The organism is Agrobacterium sp. ST15.16.024 (assembly GCF_027956545.1).
Taxonomy (GTDB): domain Bacteria; phylum Pseudomonadota; class Alphaproteobacteria; order Rhizobiales; family Rhizobiaceae; genus Agrobacterium; species Agrobacterium cucumeris.
On sequence record NZ_JAQKGO010000015.1, the window covers coordinates 1 to 25,395 of the forward strand.

27 protein-coding genes are annotated in these 25,395 nt (G+C 59.3%); 18 read left to right on the top strand and 9 right to left on the bottom strand.

What is annotated here, in order from left to right; all coding sequences use genetic code 11:
- From PL640_RS24180 to queE, 10 genes are all read left to right on the top strand, one after another.
- The coding region (locus PL640_RS24180) for a hypothetical protein (RefSeq protein ID WP_271363779.1) at positions 1-145 on the top strand (145 nt) is incomplete at its 5' end.
- 270 nt (positions 146-415) lie between these two features.
- Entirely contained in the window at positions 416-1,648 is a 1,233-nt protein-coding gene (locus PL640_RS24185) for an ABC transporter substrate-binding protein (RefSeq protein WP_142842666.1), read from the top strand.
- Between the two features lie 143 nt (positions 1,649-1,791).
- Positions 1,792-2,694 carry a carbohydrate ABC transporter permease gene (locus PL640_RS24190; protein WP_142842667.1) on the top strand — a complete coding sequence of 301 codons (903 nt, stop codon included), beginning with the start codon at positions 1,792-1,794 and terminating at the stop codon, positions 2,692-2,694.
- Positions 2,687-3,628 carry a carbohydrate ABC transporter permease gene (locus tag PL640_RS24195; protein ID WP_003525110.1) on the top strand — a complete coding sequence of 314 codons (942 nt, stop codon included), beginning with the start codon at positions 2,687-2,689 and terminating at the stop codon, positions 3,626-3,628. The genes PL640_RS24190 and PL640_RS24195 overlap by 8 nt, the downstream gene beginning before the upstream one ends.
- Before the next feature lie 5 nt (positions 3,629-3,633).
- Complete coding sequence (locus tag PL640_RS24200) at positions 3,634-4,722, top strand: ABC transporter ATP-binding protein (protein WP_271363759.1); 1,089 nt, start codon at positions 3,634-3,636, stop codon at positions 4,720-4,722.
- Between the two features lie 56 nt (positions 4,723-4,778).
- Complete coding sequence (locus PL640_RS24205) at positions 4,779-5,543, top strand: sugar phosphate isomerase/epimerase family protein (protein ID WP_269699390.1); 765 nt, start codon at positions 4,779-4,781, stop codon at positions 5,541-5,543.
- 23 nt (positions 5,544-5,566) lie between these two features.
- Entirely contained in the window at positions 5,567-6,700 is a 1,134-nt protein-coding gene (locus PL640_RS24210; protein WP_271363760.1) for a Gfo/Idh/MocA family protein, read from the top strand.
- Between the two features lie 143 nt (positions 6,701-6,843).
- Complete coding sequence (gene queC, locus PL640_RS24215; RefSeq protein ID WP_271363761.1) at positions 6,844-7,554, top strand: 7-cyano-7-deazaguanine synthase QueC; 711 nt, start codon at positions 6,844-6,846, stop codon at positions 7,552-7,554.
- On the top strand, positions 7,554-7,910 hold the full coding sequence (queD, locus tag PL640_RS24220; protein WP_271363762.1) for a 6-carboxytetrahydropterin synthase QueD: 357 nt from the start codon (positions 7,554-7,556) through the stop codon (positions 7,908-7,910). The genes queC and queD overlap by 1 nt, the downstream gene beginning before the upstream one ends.
- A complete protein-coding gene (queE, locus tag PL640_RS24225; RefSeq protein ID WP_271363763.1) occupies positions 7,907-8,662 on the top strand; it encodes a 7-carboxy-7-deazaguanine synthase QueE in 756 nt (251 codons plus the stop codon). Before queD ends, queE begins: the two co-directional genes overlap by 4 nt.
- A 242-nt stretch (positions 8,663-8,904) precedes the next feature.
- Here queE and PL640_RS24230 read toward each other — a convergent pair whose 3' ends face one another.
- From PL640_RS24230 to PL640_RS24255, 6 genes are all read right to left on the bottom strand, one after another.
- Positions 8,905-9,954 (bottom strand): Gfo/Idh/MocA family protein, encoded by a 1,050-nt coding sequence (locus PL640_RS24230; RefSeq protein ID WP_142842675.1) that lies wholly within the window; start codon positions 9,952-9,954, stop codon positions 8,905-8,907.
- Between the two features lie 6 nt (positions 9,955-9,960).
- Entirely contained in the window at positions 9,961-10,746 is a 786-nt protein-coding gene (locus tag PL640_RS24235; RefSeq protein ID WP_046801358.1) for a ThuA domain-containing protein, read from the bottom strand.
- Positions 10,747-10,803: 57 nt separating this feature from the next.
- The gene (locus PL640_RS24240) at positions 10,804-11,832 is read right to left on the bottom strand and encodes an ABC transporter ATP-binding protein (protein WP_142842676.1); all 1,029 of its coding nucleotides are present in this window, start codon (positions 11,830-11,832) and stop codon (positions 10,804-10,806) included.
- A gap of 10 nt (positions 11,833-11,842) precedes the next feature.
- Entirely contained in the window at positions 11,843-12,676 is an 834-nt protein-coding gene (locus PL640_RS24245) for a carbohydrate ABC transporter permease (protein ID WP_003523786.1), read from the bottom strand.
- Positions 12,673-13,647 (bottom strand): carbohydrate ABC transporter permease, encoded by a 975-nt coding sequence (locus PL640_RS24250; protein ID WP_137004722.1) that lies wholly within the window; start codon positions 13,645-13,647, stop codon positions 12,673-12,675. Before PL640_RS24250 ends, PL640_RS24245 begins: the two co-directional genes overlap by 4 nt.
- A gap of 64 nt (positions 13,648-13,711) precedes the next feature.
- Complete coding sequence (locus PL640_RS24255) at positions 13,712-14,977, bottom strand: ABC transporter substrate-binding protein (protein WP_271363764.1); 1,266 nt, start codon at positions 14,975-14,977, stop codon at positions 13,712-13,714.
- Between the two features lie 267 nt (positions 14,978-15,244).
- Here PL640_RS24255 and PL640_RS24260 point away from each other — a divergent pair, with 267 nt between their 5' ends.
- From PL640_RS24260 to PL640_RS24270, 3 genes are all read left to right on the top strand, one after another.
- Entirely contained in the window at positions 15,245-16,258 is a 1,014-nt protein-coding gene (locus tag PL640_RS24260; RefSeq protein WP_269699397.1) for a substrate-binding domain-containing protein, read from the top strand.
- Between the two features lie 174 nt (positions 16,259-16,432).
- On the top strand, positions 16,433-16,630 hold the full coding sequence (locus tag PL640_RS24265; protein ID WP_035243556.1) for a hypothetical protein: 198 nt from the start codon (positions 16,433-16,435) through the stop codon (positions 16,628-16,630).
- 224 nt (positions 16,631-16,854) lie between these two features.
- The gene (locus PL640_RS24270; RefSeq protein WP_080842802.1) at positions 16,855-17,013 is read left to right on the top strand and encodes a hypothetical protein; all 159 of its coding nucleotides are present in this window, start codon (positions 16,855-16,857) and stop codon (positions 17,011-17,013) included.
- Here PL640_RS24270 and PL640_RS24275 read toward each other — a convergent pair.
- Positions 17,010-17,600 (bottom strand): DNA-3-methyladenine glycosylase, encoded by a 591-nt coding sequence (locus tag PL640_RS24275; protein ID WP_271363765.1) that lies wholly within the window; start codon positions 17,598-17,600, stop codon positions 17,010-17,012. The genes PL640_RS24270 and PL640_RS24275 overlap by 4 nt on opposite strands.
- Before the next feature lie 97 nt (positions 17,601-17,697).
- Here PL640_RS24275 and PL640_RS24280 point away from each other — a divergent pair, with 97 nt between their 5' ends.
- From PL640_RS24280 to PL640_RS24295, 4 genes are all read left to right on the top strand, one after another.
- Complete coding sequence (locus PL640_RS24280) at positions 17,698-18,081, top strand: hypothetical protein (RefSeq protein ID WP_271363766.1); 384 nt, start codon at positions 17,698-17,700, stop codon at positions 18,079-18,081.
- Positions 18,078-18,863 (top strand): SDR family oxidoreductase, encoded by a 786-nt coding sequence (locus PL640_RS24285; RefSeq protein ID WP_271363767.1) that lies wholly within the window; start codon positions 18,078-18,080, stop codon positions 18,861-18,863. Before PL640_RS24280 ends, PL640_RS24285 begins: the two co-directional genes overlap by 4 nt.
- A 175-nt stretch (positions 18,864-19,038) precedes the next feature.
- On the top strand, positions 19,039-20,094 hold the full coding sequence (locus tag PL640_RS24290) for a L,D-transpeptidase family protein (RefSeq protein WP_161991425.1): 1,056 nt from the start codon (positions 19,039-19,041) through the stop codon (positions 20,092-20,094).
- A 19-nt stretch (positions 20,095-20,113) separates the two neighbouring features.
- Complete coding sequence (locus PL640_RS24295; RefSeq protein ID WP_046801347.1) at positions 20,114-20,899, top strand: L,D-transpeptidase; 786 nt, start codon at positions 20,114-20,116, stop codon at positions 20,897-20,899.
- Positions 20,900-20,972: 73 nt separating this feature from the next.
- Here the strand turns inward: PL640_RS24295 and PL640_RS24300 are convergent, their stop codons facing one another.
- A complete protein-coding gene (locus tag PL640_RS24300; protein ID WP_271363768.1) occupies positions 20,973-22,793 on the bottom strand; it encodes a methyl-accepting chemotaxis protein in 1,821 nt (606 codons plus the stop codon).
- Between the two features lie 145 nt (positions 22,794-22,938).
- Entirely contained in the window at positions 22,939-24,273 is a 1,335-nt protein-coding gene (locus PL640_RS24305; protein WP_271363769.1) for an aspartate aminotransferase family protein, read from the bottom strand.
- Between the two features lie 146 nt (positions 24,274-24,419).
- On the opposite strand from PL640_RS24305, the gene PL640_RS24310 reads away from it, so the two are divergent.
- A complete protein-coding gene (locus PL640_RS24310; protein WP_142842684.1) occupies positions 24,420-24,968 on the top strand; it encodes a cupin domain-containing protein in 549 nt (182 codons plus the stop codon).
- Positions 24,969-25,395: the final 427 nt, after the last annotated feature.

Sequence of the window (25,395 nt, forward strand, 5' to 3'; positions counted from 1 at the left end):
CCAGTCGGTTTATATCCCGATCGGCCAGCCGCACCGGCTGGCCAATGAGGGGCAGATCCCGCTGGAGCTGGTCGAAATCCAGACCGGAGCCTATATCGGCGAGGATGATGTCATCCGCATCGAGGATGATTACAAGCGGCAATAATATCGCCGGCCGTATGAAATCCGTATGATCGAAGGCGAGTCGGACTGCTGTCCGGCTCGCCTTTTCCCGTTCACGATGCCAGTGCGGTTACGCAATGGGCAAAGGCATGGGAAAACATCGCCGCCTCCAGTCCCCGGCGCCGGCCCGCACGGTTTCCCGGCCTGTAAAAGCCCCGAAATGAACCTGAATAGATTCGTATTTTAGGCGGTTGCCTAATCAAAAATCTTCGCATACGTTCCAACTGCAACGTTTCAGTGAGGGAGGAGACTCATGCGAATGCGTGTTATTTCTGCGGCCTTTTTGGCCAGTGTCATGATACCGGCGGGCATGGCCGGAGCTACCGATCTTGAGGTGACCCATTGGTGGACATCGGGCGGCGAAGCCGCAGCGGTGGCCGAGCTTGCCAAGGCTTTCGATGCCACCGGCAATAAATGGGTGGATGGCGCAATTGCCGGTTCGGGCGGTACGGCCCGTCCGATCATGATCAGCCGCATCACCGGCGGTGACCCGATGGGCGCCACGCAGTTCAACCACGGCCGGCAGGCGGAAGAGCTGGTGCAGGCCGGCCTGATGCGCGACCTTTCCGATGTTGCCGAAAAGGGCAATTGGAAAGAGGTCATCAAGCCCGCAAGCCTGCTCGATAGCTGCACCATTGATGGCAAGATCTATTGCGCACCGGTCAACATTCATTCCTGGCAATGGCTGTGGCTTTCCAATGAAGCCTTCAAGAAGGCGGGCGTTGAGGTTCCAAAGAACTGGACGGAATTTGTTGCAGCCGCACCGGCGCTGAAAAAGGCCGGTATCCAGCCGCTCGCCCTTGGCGGACAGGCATGGCAGGCCAACGGCCTGTTCGACACGCTGACGCTTTCGATTGGCGGCAAGGATCTCTACCAGAAAGTCTATGGCGACAAGGATGCCGAAGCGGCAGCCGGCCCTGATATGGCGAAGATTTTCGCGGCAGCCGTCGAGGCGCGCGATATGGCCAAGGGCACCAATGTTCAGGACTGGAACCAGGCGACCAACCTGGTCATAACCGGTAAGGCCGGCGGCCAGATCATGGGTGACTGGGCACAGGGTGAATTCCAGCTGGCCAATCAGAAGGCCGGTACGGATTATTCCTGCCTGCCGGGTCTTGGTCTCAATGACTACATCACCACCGGTGGTGACGCCTTTTATTTCCCGGTCCTGAAGGACGAGGCGAAAACCAAGGCGCAGGACGTGCTGGCTGAAACCATCGTCGATCCGAAAACGCAGGTCGCCTTCAACCTGAAGAAAGGCTCGCTGCCGATCCGCGGCGACGTCGATCTCAACGCCGCCAATGACTGCATGAAGAAGGGTCTGGCAATTCTGGCCAAGGGCAATGCGCTCACCAGCACCGACCAGCTGATTTCTGCCGATACGCAGAAACAGAAGGAAGACCTGATGGCGGAATTCTTCGCTGGCTCGATGTCGGCGGCAGATGGCCAGAAGCGCTTCGCGGACCTCATCGGTTCCGCTGACTGATTGTGATCTCTCCGGGTTGGGGAGCGGTTCGCTGCTCCCCGCTCCAACGTCCGGTCCGTGCGATAATTACCAGTGCGGGCAGGGGTTTCATGCGGTAAGGCTTTTGCCTGACCGTTTACTGTAACGTTACAGGAGGAGGTAACATGGCAGGTCAAACGCGCTCCAGGCGTCCTAATCAGCTTTTTCGCAATCTCAATTCCAAGATTGCCTCCATTCCCATGATCTTGACCGCCATGGTGATCTTCCTCGGCGGCACGGTCTGGACGGTGATTTATTCCTTCACCAATTCCAAGCTTCTGCCGCGGGCAAGCTTCATCGGTTTTGATCAGTATGAGCGGCTCTGGGCAGCACCACGCTGGATCGTTTCCATCCAGAATCTGGCGATCTATGGCATTTTGTCTTTGATCTTCAGTCTCGTCATCGGCTTCGTGCTGGCGGCGCTGATGGACCAGAAAATCCGGTTCGAAAACACCTTCCGCACCATTTTCCTTTATCCCTTTGCATTGTCCTTCATCGTTACCGGCCTTGTCTGGCAATGGCTGTTGAACCCGGAATTCGGCATCCAGTCCGTGGTCCGCTCGATGGGCTGGGAAAGCTTCACCTTCGATCCGCTCTATAATTCGCAGATCGTCATCTACGGCATCCTGATTGCGGCGCTCTGGCAGGGCACTGGGCTCGTCATGTGCCTGATGCTGGCGGGTCTTCGCGGCATAGACGAGGATATCTGGAAGGCGACGCGTGTTGACGGCATCCCGATGTGGAAGACGTATATTCTCATCATCATTCCCATGATGCGGCCTGTCTTCATCACCACCCTCGTCATCATCGCCAGCGGCATCGTCAAGGTCTACGATCTTGTCGTGGCGCAGACGAGCGGCGGGCCGGGCATCGCATCTGAAGTGCCGGCGAAATATGTCTATGACTACATGTTCCAGGCGCAGAACCTGGGGCAGGGCTTTGCCGCCTCGACCATGATGCTTCTGACTGTCGCGATCATCGTCATTCCATGGGCCTACCTCGAATTCGGAGGCAAGAAGCGTGGCTAATATCAGCACATTAAATACGGTCGTGGCCGCCACCGATGCGGTTGCCAAAGACCTTTCCGGCCCGCGCGGCAGGAAGCCGAGGAAAACCTTTTCCCGCCGCAACATCATTCTTTACGGCACGTTGTTTGTGGCCGCTGCCTATTACCTGCTGCCGCTTTACGTGATGGTTGTCACCTCGCTGAAGGGCATGCCGGAAATCCGGCTTGGCAATATTTTCGCACCGCCGGTGGAGATCACTTTCGAACCCTGGGTCAAAGCCTGGGCGAATGCCTGCACGGGCCTGAACTGCGACGGACTTTCGCGCGGCTTCTGGAACTCGGTGCGCATTCTCGTTCCTTCCGTCGTCATTTCGATCGTCGTTGCTTCCGTCAGCGGCTACGCCATGGCCAACTGGAAGTTCAAGGGGTCGGAGCTGTTCTTCTCCATCCTCATCATCGGCGCTTTCATCCCCTATCAGGTGATGATCTATCCGATTGTCATCGTACTGCGGGAAATGGGTGTTTATGGCACGCTGACCGGTCTCGTCATCGTGCACACCATCTTCGGCATGCCGATCCTGACGCTGCTGTTCCGCAATTATTTCGCCTCTTTGCCGGAAGAATTGTTCAAGGCGGCGCGCATTGATGGCGCCAATTTCTGGCAGATCTATTTCCGCATCATGCTGCCCATGTCGCTGCCGATCTTCGTTGTCGCGATGATCCTGCAGGTGACCGGCATCTGGAATGACTTCCTGTTCGGCGTGGTGTTCACGCGGCCGGAATATTACCCGATGACGGTGCAGCTCAATAATATCGTCAACTCCGTGCAGGGCGTGAAGGAATACAACGTCAACATGGCCGCAACCCTTCTGACGGGTGCCGTGCCGCTGATCGTTTATTTCGTCTCCGGCAGGCTTTTCGTCCGCGGCATTGCCGCAGGCGCAGTAAAAGGTTGAGCTATATGAACAAAAGCGTTTCCATCCGCGATCTTTCCCTGTCCTTCGGTGCCGTTACTGTGCTGAAAGACCTCAATCTCGATATTTACGACGGCGAATTCCTCGTCCTGCTCGGCTCTTCCGGCTGCGGCAAGTCGACCCTTCTTAATTGCATCGCCGGCCTTCTGGAGCCAACCGACGGGCAGATCTTCATCAAGGACCGCAACGTCACCTGGGAGGAGCCGAAGGATCGCGGCATCGGCATGGTGTTCCAGTCCTATGCGCTTTATCCGCAGATGACAGTGGAGAAGAACCTGTCCTTCGGCCTTCAGGTCGCGAAAATTCCGAAAGAGGAAATCGAGCGGCGCGTCAAAAGGGCGGCCGGCATCCTGCAGATCGAGCCGCTGCTGAAGCGCAAGCCGGCCGAGCTTTCCGGTGGCCAGCGCCAGCGCGTGGCGATCGGCCGGGCACTGGTGCGCGATGTTGACGTGTTCCTGTTCGATGAACCGCTCTCCAATCTCGATGCCAAGCTGCGCTCGGAACTGCGTGTGGAAATCAAGCGGCTACACCAGTCGCTGAAGAACACCATGATCTATGTGACGCACGACCAGATCGAGGCGCTGACGCTGGCGGATCGCATCGCCATCATGAAAAGCGGCGTCATCCAGCAGCTTGCCGATCCCGTTACCATCTACAACAAGCCGAAGAACCTCTTCGTTGCCGGCTTCATCGGTTCGCCATCAATGAATTTCCTGCGCGGCGAGCTGATCGAGAAGGACGGCAAGGTGGCCTTCGCCACCAACGGCGTCACCTTTTCGCTGGACGGTTATCAGCCGGAAGCACCGCTCACCGCGGGCCGCGCCGTGGTTCTCGGCGTTCGCCCCGAACATGTGCGTGTCGATGCCGATATCGTCGGTGGCGAGGTGCATGAGGCGATCGTCGATATCGAGGAGCCGATGGGTGCCGACAATCTGATCTGGCTGAAACATGCCGGCCACACCATGTCGGTGCGCGTCGGCGGTCACCGGCGGTTTTCGCCCGGCACCAAGGTTCGCCTCGGCCTCGACCTGACCATGGCCTCGTTGTTCGACGCCGGGAGCGAGGATCGGCTTTAAGCGCGCGATTATTCCCCACACACAATCCCAAGACCAACATCTCTATGGAGGAGACAATGACAGAACTCGGTTTCCAGCTTTACAGCGCCCGCAATTTCCAGCCTTTTTCCAACATTCTGAAGAAGCTTTCAGCGGCGGGTTACAAACAGGTCGAAGGTTATGGCGCCATGTATGCCTCTCTGGATGATGCCGGTTTGAAGGGCCTGCGCGCCGAACTTGATGCCAACGGTCTTTCCATGCCAACAGGCCATTTCGGCCTCGATCTTCTGGAAGGCGATCCAAAAAAGGCGCTCAATATTGCCAAGGTTCTGGGTGTGGAGGCGATCTATTGCCCGTACCTGATGCCCGACCAGCGCCCGGCGGATGCCGCAGGCTGGTTCGCCTTCGGCAAGCGGCTGCAGGAAGCCGGCAAACCCTTCGTGGATGCCGGGCTGACCTTCGGCTGGCATAACCACGATTTCGAGTTCAAGGCGCTTGCCGATGGCTCCACCCCGCAAGAACAGATCTTTGCCGGCGGACCGGACCTGAAATGGGAAGCGGATATCGCCTGGATTATCAGGGGCAATGCCGATCCGCTCGCCTGGATCGAAAGCTATGGCAAGCGCATCACCGCCGTGCACGTAAAGGACATCGCACCATCTGGGGAAAACACCGATGAGGACGGCTGGGCGGATGTCGGCCATGGCACGGTGGACTGGAAGGGCCTTGTCGCGGCGCTGAAGGCCAAATCCGCCACGAAACATTTCGTGGTCGAACACGACAATCCAAAAGACATCGACCGGCTGATCACCCGCTCGATCGCCTCGTTTAAAACCTACTAAGTCTCACATTTCGGAGTTTCATCATGGCCAGAGATCTTGGCGTCGGCATCATTGGATGCGGCAATATCTCGTCTGCTTACTTTTCGCTGGCACCGCTCTTCAAGGGCATCAAGGTGCTCGCCTGCGCCGACCTCAACCGCAATGCGGCGGAGCTGAGGGCGGAAGAATTCGGTGTCGTCGCGCAGTCCATCGAGGAACTGCTCGCCAACCCCGAAATCGATGTGGTGGTGAACCTCACCATTCCCGCCGCGCATTTTCCGGTATCTAAAGCGGCGCTCGAGGCAGGCAAACACGTCTATTCGGAAAAGCCGCTGGTGCTATCGCTTGAGGAAGGCGAAGAACTACGGCGCATCGCCCGCGAAAAGAAGCTTTCCGTCGGCTGCGCACCAGATACCTTCCTCGGTGGTGCGCATCAGCTTGCCCGACAATATATCGATGACGGCAAGGTTGGCCGCATCACGTCAGGCACGTGCCATGTGATGAGCCCTGGCATGGAGATGTGGCACCCCAATCCGGGCTTCTTCTTCCTGAAGGGCGGCGGGCCGATCCTCGATCTCGGCCCCTATTACGTTGCCAATCTCATCAACCTCATCGGCCCGGTCAAACGTGTCGGAGCGCTGACGACGATGGCGAATCCCACCCGCACGGTGACCAGCCAGCCGATGAACGGCGAGATCATTCCGGTGGAAACGCCGACCAATATCCACGCGCTGCTGGAATTCGTGAACGGCGCGACGATCACGCTTTCGGCCAGCTGGGACGTCTGGTCGCATCGCCACGCCAATATGGAGCTTTACGGCACGGAAGGCTCGATCTACGTGCCGGATCCGAACTTCTTCGGCGGGGTGGTGGAGGCCAGCGGCCGCGACAAGAACATCCAGCCGCTGGAAGACTGGGCGCATCCCTTCGGTGTCGCCAATCAGGAAAGCCCGAACGGCCCGCGCGCCAATTACCGCACCGCCGGCCTTGCCGATATGGCGATTGCCATCCTTGAAGGCCGTGACGCCCGTTGCTCGCTGGATCGCTCCCTGCATGGCATCGACGTGATGACTTCTATCCTGAAGTCGGGTGAAGAAGGCCGTTTCATCGAGATGACGACGACCTGCACCCAGCCTGCGGCACTCGGCATTGAGGAGGCGCAGGCGCTGCTGCGTTGACGCGTTCACTATCAGGAAAGCGGCGAGGGTGACTTCGCCGCTTTCCTGTTTTTGCTGCAGCCCTTCACAATCCCTTCGCTTTGGTTTAAAGCCGCGCCGTATCCGGTCGCAGCCCACCCGGTCAAAACAAGGGATCCAAAATTATGAAAACCATCGTCATCTGCTCCGGCGGATTGGACTCCGTTTCGCTTGCGCATAAAATCGCGGCGGAACATGAACTTCTCGCTCTCGTCTCCTTCGATTATGGCCAGCGCCACAGGAAGGAGCTGGATTTTGCCGCCGATTGTGCCAGACGGCTTGGCGTGCCGCATCATGTCATCGATATCAGACCCATCGGGGCGCATCTCACCGGTTCGGCGCTTACCGACGATATCGACGTGCCTGATGGCCATTATGCGGAAGAGACCATGCGCTCCACCGTGGTGCCGAACCGCAATGCCATCATGCTCACCATCGCCTTCGGCCTTGCTGCCGCGCAGCAGGCGGATGCGGTGGCGATTGCCGTACATGGCGGCGACCATTTCATCTATCCCGACTGCCGGCCGGGCTTCATCGACAGCTTCAATGCCATGCAGGCGCATGCGCTGGAAGGTTATGCCGATGTCACCCTGTTTGCGCCCTATGTCACGGTTTCCAAGGCGGCAATCGTTACCGATGCGGTGAAATACGGCACGCCGTTTGGCGAAACATGGTCCTGTTACAAGGGCGGCTTGCGTCATTGCGGCCGCTGCGGCACCTGCGTGGAGCGGCGCGAGGCCTTTCATCTGGCGGGTGTTACCGATCCGACCGATTATGAGGATCCGGATTTCTGGGTAGCGGCCACCCATGCCTTTGCGGCACAGGAGGTGCGCTGATGTTTCGCATTACCAAGGAATTTCACTTCTCCGCCTCGCATCAGCTGAAAAGTCTGCCGTCCGATCACCAGTGCAACCGTCTGCACGGCCATAATTACATCGTTGAGGTGGAATTGAAGGGCGAAGCCCTGAACGAGCATGGTTTCGTGCGCGACTATCACGAGCTTTCGCCGCTGAAGCGTTATATCGATGATCATTTCGACCATCGCCATCTGAACGACGTTCTCGGCCATGACCGGGTGACAGCGGAATGCCTGGCGAAGCATTTTTATGACTGGTGCAAGGATCGCCTGCCGGAAACCAGTGCGGTTCGGGTGAGCGAAACCGCCAAGACCTGGGCGGAATACCGGCCATGACGGTGGCTGCACACAAGATTGCAGCCAAGGAAACCACGATCCGCATCAGCGAAATCTTCGGCCCGACCATTCAGGGAGAGGGTTTGTTGATTGGTCTGCCAACGGTTTTCGTGCGTACCGGCGGCTGCGATTACCGCTGTTCCTGGTGCGATACGCTGCATGCGGTCGATAGCGACTACCGCGACACGTGGAAACCGCTGTCGGTCGAGGCGATCTGGCAGGAGGTACGGCGGCTTTCGGGCGGCGTGCCGCTCACGGTATCGCTCTCCGGCGGCAACCCTGCCATCCAGCCGCTCGGGCCTTTGATCGCCAGGGGGCACGGTGAGGGGTATCGCTTCGCGCTGGAAACGCAGGGCAGCATCGCGAAAGACTGGTTTGCCGATCTCGACCATCTGGTTTTAAGCCCCAAGCCGCCATCAAGCGGCATGGAAACGGACTGGCGGGCTTTCGAGGACTGTCTTGCCGCCGCCGGCGAGGGGCCGCAGGTGGCGCTGAAGATCGTGGTGTTCGACGATGCGGATTATGCCTATGCCAAGGCGGCATCCGCGCGCTTCCCGCATCTGCCCGTCTATCTGCAGCCCGGCAACCATACCCCGCCGCCGCCCGATGATGACGATGCGCGTGTGGATATCGACGGGGTGATGGACCGGATGTTGTGGCTGGTGGATAAGGTCAGCGAAGACCGCTGGTTTTCGGCGCGGGTACTGCCGCAGCTGCATGTGCTGTTGTGGGGGAACAAGCGCGGGGTTTGACGCTGCGTGGGAGTGAAATTCCACACCGCAGTTCGCATCATTAAGAAGCGCACAATGTATCTAGCGAGTGGAAGCTGCTTGTTTCTTCTCCCCGAGGGGGGGAAGGTCGCGGCAGCGGGATGAGGGGGCTTGCTCGCCGAAATCCGGGGACGTTGCCCCCTCATCCGACCCTTCGGGCCACCTTCTCCCCCTCGGGGAGAAGAAACATGCGGCAACGTTTTGCCGCATGTTGTTCTTTCATATCAAGCCGAAACAGCCACCTCACGCCGTTCCCGATCCGCGATGATCGATAGATCGAGCACCTTCTGCAGATTGGCGGCGTGGCGGAAGTCCGGATCGGCGGGGCCGCCTTCCATGACGGCCTTGGCGAATTTTTCGTAATTCGTTGCCACGGGGTCGACATCGATCGTCTTCCAGATTGCCTTCTCTACATCTTCACCGATGCAGGCACGCAGGCTGGAATAGTCGGGCGTGTGGATGACTTCCAGCGCACCCTTGTCGCCATGGATGCGCAGGCGGAGCTCGTTCAAGTGCCCCGTCGCCCAGCGGCTGGCATGGATGACGCCCATGGCGCCGTTTTCCAGCTCGGCGGTCATGGTGAAGCTGTCATTGGCGTCGAGGTCGTAGACGCCAATTTTATTGCCTTCATATTTGTCGAAGGTCTTCAGCCGCGTGAAGATGCGTTCCACATCGCTGCCCGCGCCATAGGAGGCGAAGTCGAGAATGTGGATGCCGACATCGCCCAGCACGCCGTTGGAGCCATGCTTGGTGGAAAGCCGCCACAGCCACTTGCTCTCCGTCATCCAGTCGCCCCAGGCCTTGGAAACGAGCCAGCTCTGGAGATAGGAGGCTTCCAGATGCCGCACCTTGCCGATCTTGCCTGCCAGCACCATCTCACGTGCCGCCTGCAAGGGGGCGACGTTGCGATAGGTTAGGTTGACCATGGCGACGAGGCCGGCTTTTTCGGCGGCATCGGCCATTTCGGCGGCCTTGGCGTAGTTTTCCGCCAGCGGCTTTTCGCAGAAGACATGCTTGCCGGCCGCCAGCAGTTTCAGGCTGGTGGGATGGTGGATGGCATCCGGCGTGACATTCGCTGCCGCGTCGAATTCACCCCAGGCAATGGCGTCATCCAGCGAGGTGAAGGAGAGCGGGATGTTGTGGCGGAGCGCAAAGCCGCGCACCACCACATCGTCCACATCCACCGCCGCGACCAGTTCGACGCCGGGGATTTGCGAGAAATAGGTGGCATGGTTGTTGGCCATGCCGCCGGTTCCGAGAATGAGAAGTCTCATGGCTTTTTACCTGTAACCTGCTTCGCCTGCCTTGTGCAGCTTGGGGCCGCGTTCTTCGATCGGCTCCAGCGCCTTGTCGACGGGAACATTGGGGGCATCGTGAATGCTCTTCAGTGCGCCAACCGGATTATAGGCCCATTTCACCGAGTTGCTGATGACCTTCTGGACATTGGCATCGTGATAGGTCGGATAGGTCTCGTGGCCGGGGCGGAAATAGAAGATATTGCCGGCGCCGCGACGCCAGGTGAGGCCGGAACGGAAGACTTCGCCGCCCTGGAACCAGGAGATGAACACGGTTTCCAGCGGCTCCGGCACGGAGAACTGCTCGCCGTACATTTCCTCGTTTTCCAGCTCGAAATGCTCAGGCAGACCGGCGGCAATCGGGTGGCGCGGATTGATGGTCCACAGACGCTCGCGTTCACCCGCCTCACGCCATTTCAGCGCGCAGGGTGTGCCCATCAGCCGCTTGAACGGCTTGGAGAAGTGGCCGGAATGCAGGACGATGAGGCCCATGCCTTCCCAGACGCGTTTGGCAACACGCTCGACGATCTCGTCCTGCACCGCACCATGGTCCTTGTGGCCCCACCAGACCAGCACATCGGTCTTGTCGAGGCGCTCCTGCGACAGGCCATGTTCCGGCTCCTGCAGCGTGGCGGTGGTGGCATTGATCTCGGGGTTCTGGTTCAGCGCATCGGCGATGGTGTTGTGCATGCCGTTTGGATAGATCGAACGCACCGTCTCATTGATGTGTTCGTGGATATTTTCGCCCCATACAACGGTGTTGATGGTCATTTTCATGCTCCTCGGTGAAAGCCGGGACCTTGGGTGATCCCGGCGAAAGTTGAATTTTCAGGCAGCGCCCCGGGCGGGGTTGCGGGCAAGCGCCCGGCCTTCGGCGTCAAAACGATGGATCTGTGTCGCATCCGCCACGAGGGCGATACGCTCGCCCGCCTTGCGGTCGGTCACGCCTTCTTCGCGAACGACGACGGGTTCACCGGCGCCGATCTCGACATAGATGTAGCTGTCCGACCCGAGCATTTCCGAATGCACGATCTCGCCGCTCCAGCCGCTGCCGTCGGTGGTGATGGTGATGTGCTCCGGGCGGATGCCGATGGTTTTTGCGCCTTCCGTCTCGGCATATTTGCCTGACAGGAAGTTCATCTTCGGCGAACCGATGAAGCCGGCGACGAAGGTGTTGACCGGACTTTCGTAAAGCTCCAGCGGCGTGCCGATCTGCTCGACACGGCCGTCACGCAGCACGCAGATGCGGTCGGCGAGCGTCATTGCCTCGACCTGGTCGTGGGTAACGTAGATCATCGTCGTGTCATGCATCGAGCGGTGCAGCTTGGCGATTTCCAGACGCGTGGCAACGCGCAATGCCGCATCAAGGTTGGAAAGCGGCTCATCGAACAGAAACACCTTCGGATCGCGCACGATGGCACGGCCGATGGCGACACGTTGGCGCTGGCCGCCGGAAAGCTGCTTTGGCAGGCGCTCCAGATAGGGCGTGAGCTGCAGCATCTCGGCTGCCGCTTCGACGCGCTTTTTGCGCTGTTCCTTGTCCGCGCCTGATAGCTTCATGCCGAAGGCCATGTTTTCGAACACGGTCATATGCGGATAAAGCGCATAGGACTGGAAGACCATGGCGACGCCGCGCTTGGCGGGCGGCAGGCGGTTGACCGTCTCGCCATCGAAGGAGAGCGTGCCGCCGGAAATTTCCTCCAGCCCGCAGATGAGGCGCAAAAGCGTGGACTTGCCGCAGCCGGAAGGGCCGACGAAAACCATGAACTCGCCGGAGCGGATGTCCATGTCGATGCCCTTGATGACGTCGAAGGCGCCGAAGGATTTGCGAAGATCGCGCAGTTGAATGGTGGTCATGATGTTTCTCCTAGCCTTTGACGCCGCCGGCGGTAAGGCCGGAGATGATACGTCGCTGGAAGATCAGAACGAGGACGACGAGCGGGGCGGTGACGATGACGGAGGCCGCCATGATCGTTCCCCAGGGTATTTCGAACTGCGAGCCGCCCGACAGGAGCGCGATGGCGACAGGCACCGTGCGCTGCTCGTTCGATGAGGTGAAGGTGAGCGCGAAGAGGAACTCGTTCCACGCCGCGATGAAGGCGAGAAGCCCTGTGGTGACGAGCGCCGGCCACATCAGCGGCATGAACACCTGGGTGATGATGACCCACGGCGTCGCGCCATCGACGATCGCCGCTTCCTCGATCTCGATCGGCAGGTCGCGCATGAAGGTTGTCAGCACCCAGACCGTGAAGGGCAGGGTGAAGATCATGTAGGAAAAGATCAGCGCCAGCGGCGTGTTGAAGATGCCCGCCCAGCGGATCAGTTCGAACAGGCCGGCGAGCACGGCGATCTGCGGAAACATCGAAACCGACAGGATGGTGAGCAGCAGCAGCGCGCGGCCACGGAAGCGGACGCGGGCGAGAGCATAGGATGCCGTTACCGCAAGGAACAGCGAGAGTATGACAACGGAAGATGCGACAAACAGCGAATTGCCGAGATTGCGCAGGAAAGTGCCGTTGCCGATGACGAAGCTGTAATTGGTCAGCGAGAAGTCACGCGGCCAATAATTGACCTGGAACAGCGCCGAGCCGGATTTCAGGCTCGTCAGGATCGCGTAATAAAACGGGAATACCGAAATCACCATGATGATGGCGACAAGCGCGTAGAAGGCGGTGGTTTTCAGGATACTTGGCAGGGTCATCGCGCGGCTCCATCGGTGTTGACGCGCCCGAGCCACATATAGATGACCGTGATCGAGGCGATGATGAGGAACAGCATGGTGGAGGCGGCGGCGCCATAGGAGAACTTGTCGAAATCGAACAGGTTCTCGCGTGCCAGCACCGACATGGTGCGGGTCTGGGCATTATTCGGCGTCAGGATGTAGATGAGGTCGAATACGCGCATCGCATCCAGCATGCGGAAGATCACGGCGACCATGAGCGCGGGTCGGATCATCGGCAGGGTGACGCGGAAGAACACCTTGACCGGATGAATGCCATCCACCTTGGCCGCCTCATACATGTCCTTCGGCACCATCTGCAGGCCGGCAAGGATGAGCAGCGCCATGAAGGGCGTCGTCTTCCAGATGTCGACGATCAGCACGGCCACCATCGCGGTTTCAGGATTGGCGGTCCAGGCGATCTTGTTGGAGATCAGCCCGAGATTGAGGAACAGGTCGTTCAAGATGCCGAACTGGTCGTTCAGCATCCACGCCCACATCTGCGCCGAGACGATGGTCGGAATGGCCCAGGGCACGAGAATGGCGGCGCGCACGAGGCCGCGTCCCTTGAATTCGGCATTCAGCACCAGCGCGACGATGAGGCCAAGTACCGTTTCAAGGCTGACGGAGACGACGGTGAATTTCAGCGTATTGAGAACCGCGCCCCACCATGCGGGATCGGCAAGCAGGCCGCGATAGATGGTGCGGCCGCTGCTGAGCGTGATCCAGGTGAGGTAGTTCTTGAGGCCGACGAACTGCGCACCCTCGAGATTGGTGAGCGAAGCGTCGGTGAGGCTGAACCAGACGGTGCGCACCAGCGGCCAGCCCGCCACCAGCGCCAGCACCAGAAATGTGGGGGCAAGAAACAGCCAGGCGGATTTCAGACGTTCCGACTGCAGATCGGAGCCGGTGCCGGCTGCCGCGACCGGTCTTTGAAGGGCGATGTCGTTCATGGGGATATCTCGCGGTTGGGGCGCGGGAAACGATCAGGCCAGACCATCTCCCGCGCGGGCCGGATTACCAGCCGTTGCCTTTGAGATCGGTCAGTTCAACCTCGAGAAGTTCGAGATTTTCCGCCGCCGTGCCGTTGCCGGAGAGCGTGTTGTGCACAGCACCCCAGAACTTGGCCGAAACCTCGTTATATTTCACCTTGGCCGAGGCGGAAGGACGCGGAACAGCGGTCTCGAAGATCGGCTTCCATGTCGGCATGAAGGGCTGTGCTTCGGCCACATCCTTGTCATCGTAGAGCAAAGCGATCGTCGGCATGTTGGAAAGCTGTATTGCGCGCAGCTTCTGGGTGTCCTTTGATGCCAGGAATTTCACGAGCTGAATGGCGGCTTCCTGGTCGTCGGAATATTTCGAAACGGCAAGGTTCCAGCCGCCAAGTGTGGAGGCAGGGGCCGAACCTTCTTCGCCTGCCGGCAGCGGCGTGACGCCAAATTTGTCCTTGATGGCGCTGTCGGCGCCGTTTCCAAGCGCATAGGCATAGGGCCAGTTGCGCATGAAGACGGAATTGCCGGTCTGCCAGACGCCGCGCGCTTCCTCTTCCTTGTAGGCAAGCACGCCCTGCGGCGCGATGGTGCCGACCCAGCCCTTGGCTGTTTCGATGGCGGCTGCAGCCTTCTCGTTATTGATGGAGATATCGCCGTTGCTTTCGACGATGTGTCCACCGCCGGCCGATGCGATCCATTCCAGTGCGTTGCAGGTCAGGCCTTCATAGGCGCTGCCCTGGAAAACGAAGCCCCAGAGGTCCTTCTGGCCGGCTGCGCGTTCCTTGTCCTGAACTTCCTTGGCGGTCTCGCTCAGTTCCTTCCAGGTTTTCGGCGGCTGCTTGCCGTATTTTTCCAGAAGGTCCTTGCGGTAGAACAGTGCCGGCGCGTCGGTGAACATCGGCATGGCGACGAGCTTGCCGTCAACCGTCTGCGACGCGACGATGGAGGGGAAATGATCGCCGATGACATCCTTGGTCGCTGCGGTCAGATCCACGAATTGCTCGGCCAGCTGCGGCGCCCAGATCACGTCCGTCTGGTAGACGTCGACATCCTTGTTGCCGGCGGCAAGCCACAGCCGGTACTGGCTGAACTGCTCGCTGGAAGACGACGGCATGGTGACGAGATTGACCTTGTGGCCGGTTTCTTTCTCGAAGGCGGCGATGCGTTCGCGGAAGAACGCGACGTTCTTGCCGGTCGAATTGGCGGCGATGGAAAGTTCAGCTGCCTGCGCGGAAACAGCGGCAGAAAACGCCACTCCGCACAGGAACAAAGTCTTCATGGAAATATTCATTGTCAAACTCCTCCGTTGACGCTCCCAATTATCCTCAAAATTGAAAGCGCTTTTGACTGACGGAAAGCTCGCAAAAGCTGGACAATCTGTCAATACTCTTTCTAATTGAGCGAAAATTGGGGTTTTTCGTCTGGAATTTTTCGGCTTTGCCTTTCAGGAAAGCCAACTGTAAGGTTTCAGGTGGGGGAAAATTGAAATCGTTTTCAATTTTTGTCGGCTTGAAAAATCCGCAGCGGCGACGCATGCAGGGGCAAATTGGCAAAAAACATGAAGCTCAAGGAATTCGCAGAGAAGGTCGGGCTGTCGCCCACCACCGTCAGCCGGGCGCTTGGCGGCTACCCCGAGGTGCGCGAGGAAACGCGGCAGCGGGTGATGGAGGCTGCGCTGAAATACGGCTACCGGCCCAATGCCAACGCGGTCAGGCTGGCAACCGGCAGGGCGGGTGCCATCGGTGTCGTCATGGGCCGTTCAGGCGGCGGGCATTTCTTCTCGGAGTTCATGGGTGGAATGGCGACCCGGCTGGAAGGGGAAGAGACCGACATCCTCGTCAGCGTCACTGTCGACAATGATCTTGACGAGGAACTGGCGATTTTCAGCCGACTTGCGTCGAGCGGAAGGGTGGATGGCATCATCGTGCATTCACCGCGCCCGGAGGATGAGCGCATTGCGCTGCTCAACAGGCTGGGTGTGCCGTTCATCGTGCATGGCCGCTCGAAGACACCGTTCGAACATGCCTGGCTCGATATCGACAATCATGATGTGACCTATCGTCCGACGATCCATTTTCTGGAGCGTGGGCACAGGCGGATTGCCCTTATCAACGGTCCGGTCGGCCGTACTTTCGTGCAGGATCGGGAACAGGGTTTTCGCGATGCGCTGGCGACCCACGGCATCACGCCGGATCCGCGTTTCATGATCAGCGAGCATTTCAGCGAGGAGACGGCGTTTCGCTTCGCCCGCTCGCTTCTGGAGCAGACGCCGCGCCCGACGGCCTTCGTTGCGGGTGCGATGATGACGGCGCAGGGTGTATATCGTGCGGCAACCCAGATGGGGCTGACGATCGGCAAGGACGTCTCCGTCATCGCCCATGATGACGTGTTTCCCTACCTCACCCCGGGAAGCATGCTGCCGCCGCTTTCCACCACCCGTTCTCCCATGCGTATGGCCGGCATGCGGGTGACCGACCTGCTTTTGCAGATCATCGGCGGCAGGCCGGTGCGCGAAGTGCAGGAATTGTGGCCGGTGGAGCTGATCCTACGGGAGTCGGTCGGGCCTGCCTGAACTTGTCGGCATAGCTCACTGATTCCACTCCATTTTGTGAACGTCAGTTGATAGCGTTCGCCTTTCGTCATCTATACGGCGGCGACATCTCATGTATAATCGAAGCAGTCGTGTTCGTTATGGAACAGGACTTGGGCCGGCGCGTTGAGGGGACGTGTCGAAGGAGGACGATGGATGTTTGAATTTTTAAAACCGCAACAGCAGCCAGTGATCGATGACGTGGAAGCGACCGGCACCTATGCCGACGCGCTGCTCAATGTTCCAAGCCCGGAACTGACCCGTTCGACCGCCCGTGAGCATGGCCATGAGGCCCACTCCCGCGACTATTGCGAAAACCGCGATATCTCCCGTAGCGCGCTCGGTTTTGCCTGAGCCGTAAAAAAAGCTTCTTCAAAAAACGGAACGGACCGTCGGTCCCGGCGTTTTCCCTGTACAACCACGGGGCGGCGCAACCGGACCGGAGGGACCTGATCGACATATGACCGATGGGCGAATTTGTGTGTTGCGCCGCCTGAATGGCGACGGCGCAGGCGCGTTGTCCCGATAGATGAAAGCGCAATCCGGTCTGGGTCGCGCATTTATATCAGGAGGCCGCGATGTCGACCGTTCCCGTCGAACCCTATCCCGAACCGCCAATGCCGGTGCCGCCGCAGCCGGATATTCCGCCGGTGGAAGAGCCCGAACCCGACAGGCTGCCGGATGAAATTCCAACCCCCAATCCCGACGAAAACGATCAGCCGCCGAAAGTGCTTTAAACGTCCTGCGTTCCCGGATTTTCGAACTTCTTGCTGACGAAGGCCGAGCCTGCAAGCCCGAAGCGCCACGGATAATCCACCGCGCGGCTGATGCCGATACGCCTGCCGCTGGTCACTGCGGCGGCTTCCTGTGGCAAACGCAGAAAAAACGGAGGGGCGTCGAGCGGCATGCCGTCCATGTCGCCGGTAATCGCCATGGCCTGACAAAGCCTGCCGGGGCCGGAACATAGAAGTTTTGGCTTGTCGGTTCCCCGCCGCAGTTTCATCATGTCCAGACCGCTCAGAGGTTCGATGGCGCGCAGAAGCACCGCTGAGCCGGGCGCGCAGACGAAATTCGCGCACCAGTGAATGCCATACGACCGATAGACATAGAGATGGCCGGCCGGGCCGAACATTGCCCTGTTGCGAGGCGTCTGCCCGTTGAAGGCGTGGGACGCCGGGTCGTCGGGATGATAGGCTTCGGTTTCCACGATGATGCCGCCGGCATTGCCGACGCGAAATTCCACGCCGATGAGCGCACGGGCGACATCCAGCGCGTCTCGCTTGAAGAAACTCGCCTGCATTTCCGGGCTAAAGGCCTGATTCATCTGGAACCCCTTCCGCTCTGCCATCGTTGTGAATTCAGGTTTCAGTGTTACCGCATCGGATTGATAGGCCGATGTTTGTCAAATCGGAGGGCATGTCATGCAACTTTCCACGACCTATGTAAAACGCAATAACGGTGTCATATCCGTCGAGTTCGTCGGCAGCGATGGTGACCAGGTCTCCGTCCGTCTCGCCGATGGGCTGGAAGGCATTGATGATGCGGAGGCCATCAAGCGCGCCAGTGCAGTGATGGTTCAGCTGACGGCTTTCGGCACCCGCCACGGCGCTGATGCGTCGTCGCAGTTTTCAGCGCTTGGAACGGCGCAGGATGATGGTCCGCATGGTCAGGCCAGCGCCCGCACCGCGAAGGATCGCGATATTCTGGAAGAGGAATTGGACGAGGGACTGGAAGACAGCTTTCCAGCCAGCGATCCGGTTTCGGCCACCGTCACCTCGATAGCCTCGAGAAAAGGCGGGGTGTGACATTGGCTCATCGCAAAGTTGCCCTCATCACCGGCGCAGGTTCCGGCATCGGACGTGCCGCCGCCCTGCATCTGGCTGCCGCTGGTTTTTCGGTTGGCTTGCTAGGCCGCACCGAATCCGAATTGCTGGCCGTCGCCGAGGAGATAAAGACCGCATCCGGCTCTTCCAAAGTTCTTCTCGCCGATGTTTCGGACGAGGCGGCCATGCGACACGCGGTCGCAGCGCTCGCGGAGGATTTCGGTCGCCTTGATGTCGTGGTGGCCAATGCCGGCGTCAACGGTGTCTGGGCGCCCATTGATGAGTTGAAGCCTTCCGAGTGGGACGACACGATCCGCATCAACCTGCGCGGCACCTATCTCACCGTGCATGCCAGCGTTCCGTATCTGAAGGCGGCCGGTGGCGGCTCCATCGTGATCGTCTCCTCGATCAACGGCACACGAACCTTTACCTCCCCCGGTGCTACGGCTTATTCCGTGACGAAGGCGGGGCAGCTTGCCATGGCCCAGCAACTGGCGCTGGAGCTTGGGCGTCACCGCATCCGCGTTAATGCCGTGTGTCCGGGCGAGATCGAAACGGCAATCGACGAAAACACCGATATACGCGGACGCAAAAAGACCGAGGTGCCGGTTCGGTTTCCGACCGGCGATATTCCTGTGACCGGCGGTGTGGCGGGGTCGAGCGACGATGTCGCCGCGCTGATCGGTTTTCTGGCATCGGACGCATCGCGCCACATTACCGGCACGCCGGTATGGATCGATGGCGGGCAGGGGCTGCTTCGATAAGTTGATCCATTTGCCCTGCTGACGCGTGCCTCACGGGCTTGTGTCCCTATGATTAACGAAAGGGTAACGTCTGTTCACGAGACTTTGTCCATGTGCGAGGTTGCCGCGTTATGGCCACCTTCGCTAGTTAAGCGTCTGCCGGAAAGGCGGGCAAATCAGGCGGGTAGAACGATCCATGGACATGAAGGCATTGCTGGATTTCGCAGTTGCGGGGTTACGGCTGAAGGTGATGGCGGGGGTAAGAGTAGCTGCGGTCGTCGCGATCGGCGGCGGTCTTGCCGCGTGCACCTCCATGGGTCTCGATAGCGTCAAGAAGGACCCGCCGAAGCTGTCGTCCAAGATGATGGCGCAGATGTCCGCCAAGAGCATGCGGCCGGAAAGCCCGGTCCTCGTTCGTATTTTCAAGCAGGAAAGCGAACTTGAGGTCTGGAAGATCGACAAGACCGGAAGCTATGCGCTGCTGAAGACCTATCCCATGTGCCGCTGGTCCGGAAAGCTCGGGCCGAAGATGAAGACTGGTGACCGGCAGGCGCCGGAAGGTTTTTATCACGTCTCGGCCGGCATGCTGAATCCGAATTCGCAATATTACGTCTCCTTCAATCTCGGTTATCCCAACCGGCTGGAATCGGCGCTCGGTTACACCGGCGAAGCGCTGATGGTGCATGGCGCCTGTTCGTCGTCCGGCTGTTACGCCATGACCGACCAACAGGTGGGCGAGATTTACGCCGTCGTGGCGCGTGCGCTGCAGGGCGGGCAGGATCGTTTCCAGGTGCAGGCCTATCCCTTCCGCATGAGTGCACGAAACATGGTGGCGCATCGCGACGATCCCAACATGCCCTTCTGGCGCACGCTCAAGGAGGGCTACGACTATTTCGAAGTGACGCGCCGCCAGCCGAAGGTCTCCGTTTGCGGCCGGCGCTATGTCTTCAACAGCGAATTCGCCGAAGGTGAACCTGCCGATCCTCTGGCCGCCTGCCCGCCAGCCATCAATCAGCCGGACCCGGCGGTGGCATCGAAACTGGCCGAGGAACAACAAAAAATTGCCGCCGCGATGAATGAGGGAACTTCCGCCCCACTCAGCGCGTATGTAGACGGCGGCATGCATCCGAGCTTCCGTGCCATTCTGAAATCCAGCGGCGCCAAGTCCATGGCATCGCAGGTTTCCGGCACGAAGTACCCTATCAGCCGCCCCGATGCGGCGCTGGCAGACCCCTTTGCCAGTGTGAGATGACGTAAATGAGGTTTTTCAATTGAACGAGACGACAACGACCCGGCGGGGTTTCCTGCTTGGAGCAGGTGGATTGGCGCTTGCCGGCCTTGCGGGCTGCAACACCACGGCGCGTGAAGCCGCACGGCCGGCCGCCCCCGCGGAAGATCCGATGTATGCGCTGATGTACGGTCCCAAGCCGGACGAGCAGTTTCCGCTGCCGGAAATTCCCTATAAGCGGATTCCGCGCCAGTTCCTGCGGCAGATGGTGGCCAATCCGACGGGCGAGCGTCCCGGCGTCATCGTCGTCGATACGGCTAACCATTTCCTTTACCTCACCTATGAGAACGGTCAGGCCATGCGTTATGGCGTCGGCCTCGGACGTGCGGGTTTCGAATGGGCCGGCCGCGGCGTCATTCAGTACAAGCGCCAGTGGCCGCGCTGGACGCCGCCTGATGAAATGATCGCCCGCCAGCCGGAGCTGGAGCCCTATAGCAGCCGAAATGGCGGCATGGAGCCGGGCCTCAAGAACCCGCTCGGCGCGCGTGCGCTCTATATTTTCAAGGACGGCAAGGACACGATCTACCGCCTGCACGGTTCGCCGGAATGGTGGACCATCGGCAAGTCGGTATCATCAGGCTGCGTGCGCCTCATCAACCAGGACATCGTCGATCTCTATAATCGCGTGCCGGACGGTACACCGATCGTGGTGACGGCGCTTGGCCCGGCGCAGCAGGGCGTGCCGATCGGCCAGGAAGGCGTGCCCGTTGCCCAATATGGCAATGGCGTGGTTGGCGACGGCCTGTCGCAGCCGGTTCAGACCTACTGACAAATAAAAAATTTCCAGCCGCTGAAGTCAGCGGCTGGAAACGATGGACGAATGGCAGCGCAATGCTCCCGTCTCAGGCCACGTGACGGATAACGTCATGGCCACCAACATCTTCCATATCCAGACGGAAACGTGAAACCAGCGCGCGCAGCTTTGCCGTTTCCGCGGCAAGCGTTGCCGAAGCGGCGGTGGATTGTTCCACCATGGCCGCATTCTGCTGGGTGGCGTGATCCATGGAGTTCACGGCGGCGTTGATTTCGGCAAGTCCCGTCGATTGTTCGGCGGCGGATGTCGCAATTGCGGTCATGTGCTGGTCGATGCCGGCGATGCGTTCGCCGATATCCTTCAGCGCCGTACCGGTATCGAGAACCAGCTTCACGCCACTTTCCACTTCCGCTGATGATTGGCGGATATGGTCGCGGATTTCGCTTGCGGCTTTTGCGGAACGCTGGGCGAGGTCGCGCACTTCCTGCGCCACCACGGCAAAGCCTTTGCCGGCCTCACCGGCACGGGCGGCCTCGACCCCGGCATTCAGCGCCAGAAGATTGGTCTGGAAGGCGATTTCGTCGATGACGCCGATGATGCCGGTAATCTGCCGCGATGATGTCTCGATGCGGCGCATCGCCTCTTCGGCGTGGCTGACCACCTCAACCGATTTCAGGGCGCTTTGGTTGGCGTCGGTGGCGGCAAGCCGCGCCTCGGACGTGCGTTTGTTGGCGTTTGAAACATTGGCCGTGATTTCCTCAAGCGCTGCGGCGGTCTGTTCGAGGGAGGCTGCCTGATTTTCCGTACGGCGGGAAAGGTCGCCGGCGCCGGCGGCAATCTCACGGCTGCTGCCGTCAATCGTGCCGATGCCATCGGAAATCGCGAATAATGTTTCGGCCAGCTGCCGGACAGAACTGTTGAAATCGTGCCGCAGGGCTTCAAATTGCGGGGCGAAGGCCTGATCGAGCTGGAAGGCCAGATCACCCGAAGCCAGCCGCTTCAAACCGGCTGCGAGGCCGGATGTGGCGATGCGCAGCCGTTCGGAGGCGTCTTCCTCGGCCTGCTGGCGGGTTGCCTCCTGATCGGCCTGCGCCTGTTGGCGGGCCGCTGCCGCCTGTTCTTCAAGCGCCCGGTTGGCGATTGCCGCCTGCCGGAAGACTTCGACGGCAACGGACATGGAGCCGATCTCGTCCCTGCGATCGATGCCGGAGGGTGGCTGAGACGTATCGCCGCCCGCCAATGTTTCCATATTCTTTGACAATTGCAGGATGGGTTGGATAACCGATCTGCGGGTGAGAAGGAAAAGCCCGACGGAGAAAATTGCCGCTAGAACCAGCAGGCCCTTCAAGGCAAGGTTGATGGTCGCCTTGGTCTTTTCGCTTTCGGCCGAGGCGGCATCGGACAGGGCCTCGATCTGGTCGCCGGCCGTTTCCATCGCTTTTTCAAGCGCCGAAAATTGCCGCATGAATTCGGGCATCAGCTTGATCGCCTCTTCCGGGCGGGAGCCCGCAAGGCCGACAACCGCATTGGCGGCTTCCATATAAGCAAGCAGCGGTTTTTCGACGCCGTCGATCACGGCCTTGACGTTTGTGCCTGCTGACAGGGACCTGTTGGCCTCGATCATTTCGCGGAAGCTGGCTTCATGTTCGCCAAGGTCAGCCTCAACCGTCTTGAGGTCTAGGCCCATGCTGGCGTTTGTGGAGAGAATGGCGGCAAGTACGTCGGAACGTAATGCATCATGCATCATGTCCGCCTGCATGTGGTTGCGCAGCACTTCGGCCGAAAGTGCGACATATTCACTGTTGCGGTTCAGCGTTTCCGTTGCCCACATGCCAACGCCCGTGGCGGCGCCGGTGATGGAAAAGATCGCAATGCTTGCCAATATTATCTTTTTCTGAATCGACGCCATGGGGACGTTCCCGCGCTGTTGGTTATACTGCGGGAAAATAATAGAACATGCTTAATAAATGATCTATTTATGCTATGTTTTTGATAAAAATGAGAAAAGGCTGCAATTTCTATTGCAGCCTTTCTTATATTAGAAGTTTATACTTTTAATTTGCGCGTTTCAACGCATCACCGAGAATCGAAACGATGTCATCGAAATGGGATTTTTCGGCGATCAGCGGCGGCGAAAGCGCGATGATATCGCCGGTGACCCGGACAAGCAGGCCGCGCTCAAAGCAATCCACAAAGATGTCATAGGCGCGTGCGCCGATGGCGCCGTCGCGCGATTGCAGTTCGATGCCGGCAATGAGGCCGATGGTGCGTATGTCGATAACGTTTGGCAGACCCTTCAGCGAATGGATGGCATCGTGCCAGTCATCCTGCAATTGCGATGCGCGGGTGAAAAGGCCTTCGTCGCGATAGATATCGAGCGCGGCGATGCCGGCGGCGCAGGCGACGGGATGGCCGGAATAGGTGTAGCCATGGAACAGCTCGATCTGGCTTTCCGGGCCATGCATCAGCGCATCATGCACCTTACGGCTGGTGAAGACGGCACCCATGGGGATCGCGCCATTGGTCAGCCCCTTGGCGGTGGTGACGATATCAGGCGTAACACCGAAATAGTTGCTGGCGAAGGATGAGCCCATGCGGCCGAAACCGGTGATGACTTCATCGAAAATGAGGAGAATGCCGTGCTTGTCGCAGATGGCACGCAGGCGCTCCAGATAACCCTTCGGCGGCACCAGCACGCCGGTGGAGCCGGCCACCGGCTCAACGATGCAGGCAGCGATGGTTTCAGCGCCATGCAGGGCGACCAGCCGTTCCAGATCGTCGGCAAGCTCGGCGCCGTGCTCGGGCTGACCCTTCACGAAGCTGTTCTTTGCGGGATCATGGGTATGACGCAGATGGTCGGCCGGTATCTGCGGGAAAACCCGGCGATTGTTGACGAGGCCGCCAACGGAGATGCCGCCGAAACCGACGCCGTGGTAACCGCGCTCACGGCCGATCAGGCGGCTGCGGGTGCCCTGACCGATGGCGCGCTGATAGGCGATGGCGATCTTCAGCGCCGTATCGACCGATTCAGAACCGGAGCCGGTGTAGAAGACGCGATCAAGCTTTGCCCCTTCCGGGCCGGGCGCGACTTCCGCCAGCCGCTCGGCGAATTCGAAGGCGACGGGGTGGCCCATCTGGAAGGAGGGCGCGTAATCCATGGTCGAAAGCTGGTGTTTGACGGCGGAGGCGATCTGCTGGCGGCCATGACCGAGATTGACGCACCACAGGCCAGCCGTGCCATCGAGAACCTGACGGCCGTCATTGCTGGTGTAATACATGCCCTCGGCGCTCGTCAGCAGGCGGGGATTGGCCTTGAACTGCCGGTTGGCGGTAAACGGCATCCAGTAGCTGTCGAGCGAGGTGGAATTGGATCGGCTGGGGTTGTCCATAATGGTTCTCCTGTTCGTTGCCGATGATTGAAAGCTATTTTTCAGACTGAACAAGCCCTTTTCTCTCTGTGGCCAAGTCATTGAAAATACTGTAGGCGAAATGCAGTATTTTCGATATTTCGAACAACGATAACGGGGGCAGCAGCATGTCGGTGGATATTGGCGGGCGTTTGCGCCATTTGCGGTTGCGTCACAACATTTCCCAGCGTGAACTGGCAAGGCGCGCCGGCGTGACCAATTCAACAATTTCGCTGATCGAGAGTAACACCTCCAACCCGTCCGTCGGCGCGCTGAAGCGTATTCTCGATGGCATACCCATTGGTCTTGCCGAATTTTTCGCCTTCGAGCCGGAGACGAACCGCAAGGCCTTCTATCGGGCGGATGAGTTGGTCGAGATCGGCAAGGGGCCGATCTCCTTCCGGCAGGTGGGCGATAATGTCTTCGGTCGCAGCCTGCAAATCCTGAAGGAATGTTACCAGCCGGGCGCCGATACCGGCAAGGTGCCACTGGTGCATGATGGCGAGGAGGGGGGCATCATCCTCTCCGGGCGTCTGGAAGTGACGGTTGATGAGGAGCGGCGGGTGCTGGGGCCGGGCGATGCCTATTATTTCGAAAGCCGCAGGCCGCATCGCTTCCGTTGCATCGGGCCGGTCCCGTGCGAAGTCATCAGCGCCTGTACGCCGCCCACCTTCTGATTCCACCGCGTTTTGCTTGATGTGAGGGTCTGAAAGCGCTCTGCTTATCGCAGGCAGCGCCGAATCCGGGTTGGGGCTCGAATATTTTGAAGATATTCCGCGGCTCAAGCACGGATTTTTGCCATTGTTTTGCCGCTTTTGCGCCGCTCTTGCAATTTTTCCATCGCTTTTTCTTGGCGAAGCCCGAGTGTCGGGTAAAAAAATCCCGGCTAATATGTCAAATTTTATATGCATTGCCGCAATCTTGCTGCGCCGCAAAAAAATTTAATAGTCTGTTACACGCATGGCTGTTCTTGGCGTTCCTGTCTCATCCGATTAAGTCATAAGAAACATATAAGAAAAGACTGCAGGTGGTCGAAAATACAATACATGCCGGGAGGCCACCCATGCTCTGTGCACATGGCCGCAGGCGCATTTGTTTCTTTTT

What these genes read in the sequence shown, in the direction of transcription:
- PL640_RS24185 (WP_142842666.1), top strand. Translation starts at nt 416, where the DNA reads ATGCGAATGCGTGTTATTTCTGCGGCCTTTTTGGCCAGTGTCATGATA.
- PL640_RS24190 (WP_142842667.1), top strand. Translation starts at nt 1,792, where the DNA reads ATGGCAGGTCAAACGCGCTCCAGGCGTCCTAATCAGCTTTTTCGCAAT.
- PL640_RS24200 (WP_271363759.1), top strand. Translation starts at nt 3,634, where the DNA reads ATGAACAAAAGCGTTTCCATCCGCGATCTTTCCCTGTCCTTCGGTGCC.
- PL640_RS24205 (WP_269699390.1), top strand. Translation starts at nt 4,779, where the DNA reads ATGACAGAACTCGGTTTCCAGCTTTACAGCGCCCGCAATTTCCAGCCT.
- PL640_RS24210 (WP_271363760.1), top strand. Translation starts at nt 5,567, where the DNA reads ATGGCCAGAGATCTTGGCGTCGGCATCATTGGATGCGGCAATATCTCG.
- queC (WP_271363761.1), top strand. Translation starts at nt 6,844, where the DNA reads ATGAAAACCATCGTCATCTGCTCCGGCGGATTGGACTCCGTTTCGCTT.
- queD (WP_271363762.1), top strand. Translation starts at nt 7,554, where the DNA reads ATGTTTCGCATTACCAAGGAATTTCACTTCTCCGCCTCGCATCAGCTG.
- queE (WP_271363763.1), top strand. Translation starts at nt 7,907, where the DNA reads ATGACGGTGGCTGCACACAAGATTGCAGCCAAGGAAACCACGATCCGC.
- PL640_RS24230 (WP_142842675.1), bottom strand. Translation starts at nt 9,954, where the DNA reads ATGAGACTTCTCATTCTCGGAACCGGCGGCATGGCCAACAACCATGCC.
- PL640_RS24235 (WP_046801358.1), bottom strand. Translation starts at nt 10,746, where the DNA reads ATGACCATCAACACCGTTGTATGGGGCGAAAATATCCACGAACACATC.
- PL640_RS24240 (WP_142842676.1), bottom strand. Translation starts at nt 11,832, where the DNA reads ATGACCACCATTCAACTGCGCGATCTTCGCAAATCCTTCGGCGCCTTC.
- PL640_RS24245 (WP_003523786.1), bottom strand. Translation starts at nt 12,676, where the DNA reads ATGACCCTGCCAAGTATCCTGAAAACCACCGCCTTCTACGCGCTTGTC.
- PL640_RS24250 (WP_137004722.1), bottom strand. Translation starts at nt 13,647, where the DNA reads ATGAACGACATCGCCCTTCAAAGACCGGTCGCGGCAGCCGGCACCGGC.
- PL640_RS24255 (WP_271363764.1), bottom strand. Translation starts at nt 14,977, where the DNA reads ATGAATATTTCCATGAAGACTTTGTTCCTGTGCGGAGTGGCGTTTTCT.
- PL640_RS24260 (WP_269699397.1), top strand. Translation starts at nt 15,245, where the DNA reads ATGAAGCTCAAGGAATTCGCAGAGAAGGTCGGGCTGTCGCCCACCACC.
- PL640_RS24265 (WP_035243556.1), top strand. Translation starts at nt 16,433, where the DNA reads ATGTTTGAATTTTTAAAACCGCAACAGCAGCCAGTGATCGATGACGTG.
- PL640_RS24270 (WP_080842802.1), top strand. Translation starts at nt 16,855, where the DNA reads ATGTCGACCGTTCCCGTCGAACCCTATCCCGAACCGCCAATGCCGGTG.
- PL640_RS24275 (WP_271363765.1), bottom strand. Translation starts at nt 17,600, where the DNA reads ATGAATCAGGCCTTTAGCCCGGAAATGCAGGCGAGTTTCTTCAAGCGA.
- PL640_RS24280 (WP_271363766.1), top strand. Translation starts at nt 17,698, where the DNA reads ATGCAACTTTCCACGACCTATGTAAAACGCAATAACGGTGTCATATCC.
- PL640_RS24290 (WP_161991425.1), top strand. Translation starts at nt 19,039, where the DNA reads ATGGACATGAAGGCATTGCTGGATTTCGCAGTTGCGGGGTTACGGCTG.
- PL640_RS24300 (WP_271363768.1), bottom strand. Translation starts at nt 22,793, where the DNA reads ATGGCGTCGATTCAGAAAAAGATAATATTGGCAAGCATTGCGATCTTT.
- PL640_RS24305 (WP_271363769.1), bottom strand. Translation starts at nt 24,273, where the DNA reads ATGGACAACCCCAGCCGATCCAATTCCACCTCGCTCGACAGCTACTGG.
- PL640_RS24310 (WP_142842684.1), top strand. Translation starts at nt 24,420, where the DNA reads ATGTCGGTGGATATTGGCGGGCGTTTGCGCCATTTGCGGTTGCGTCAC.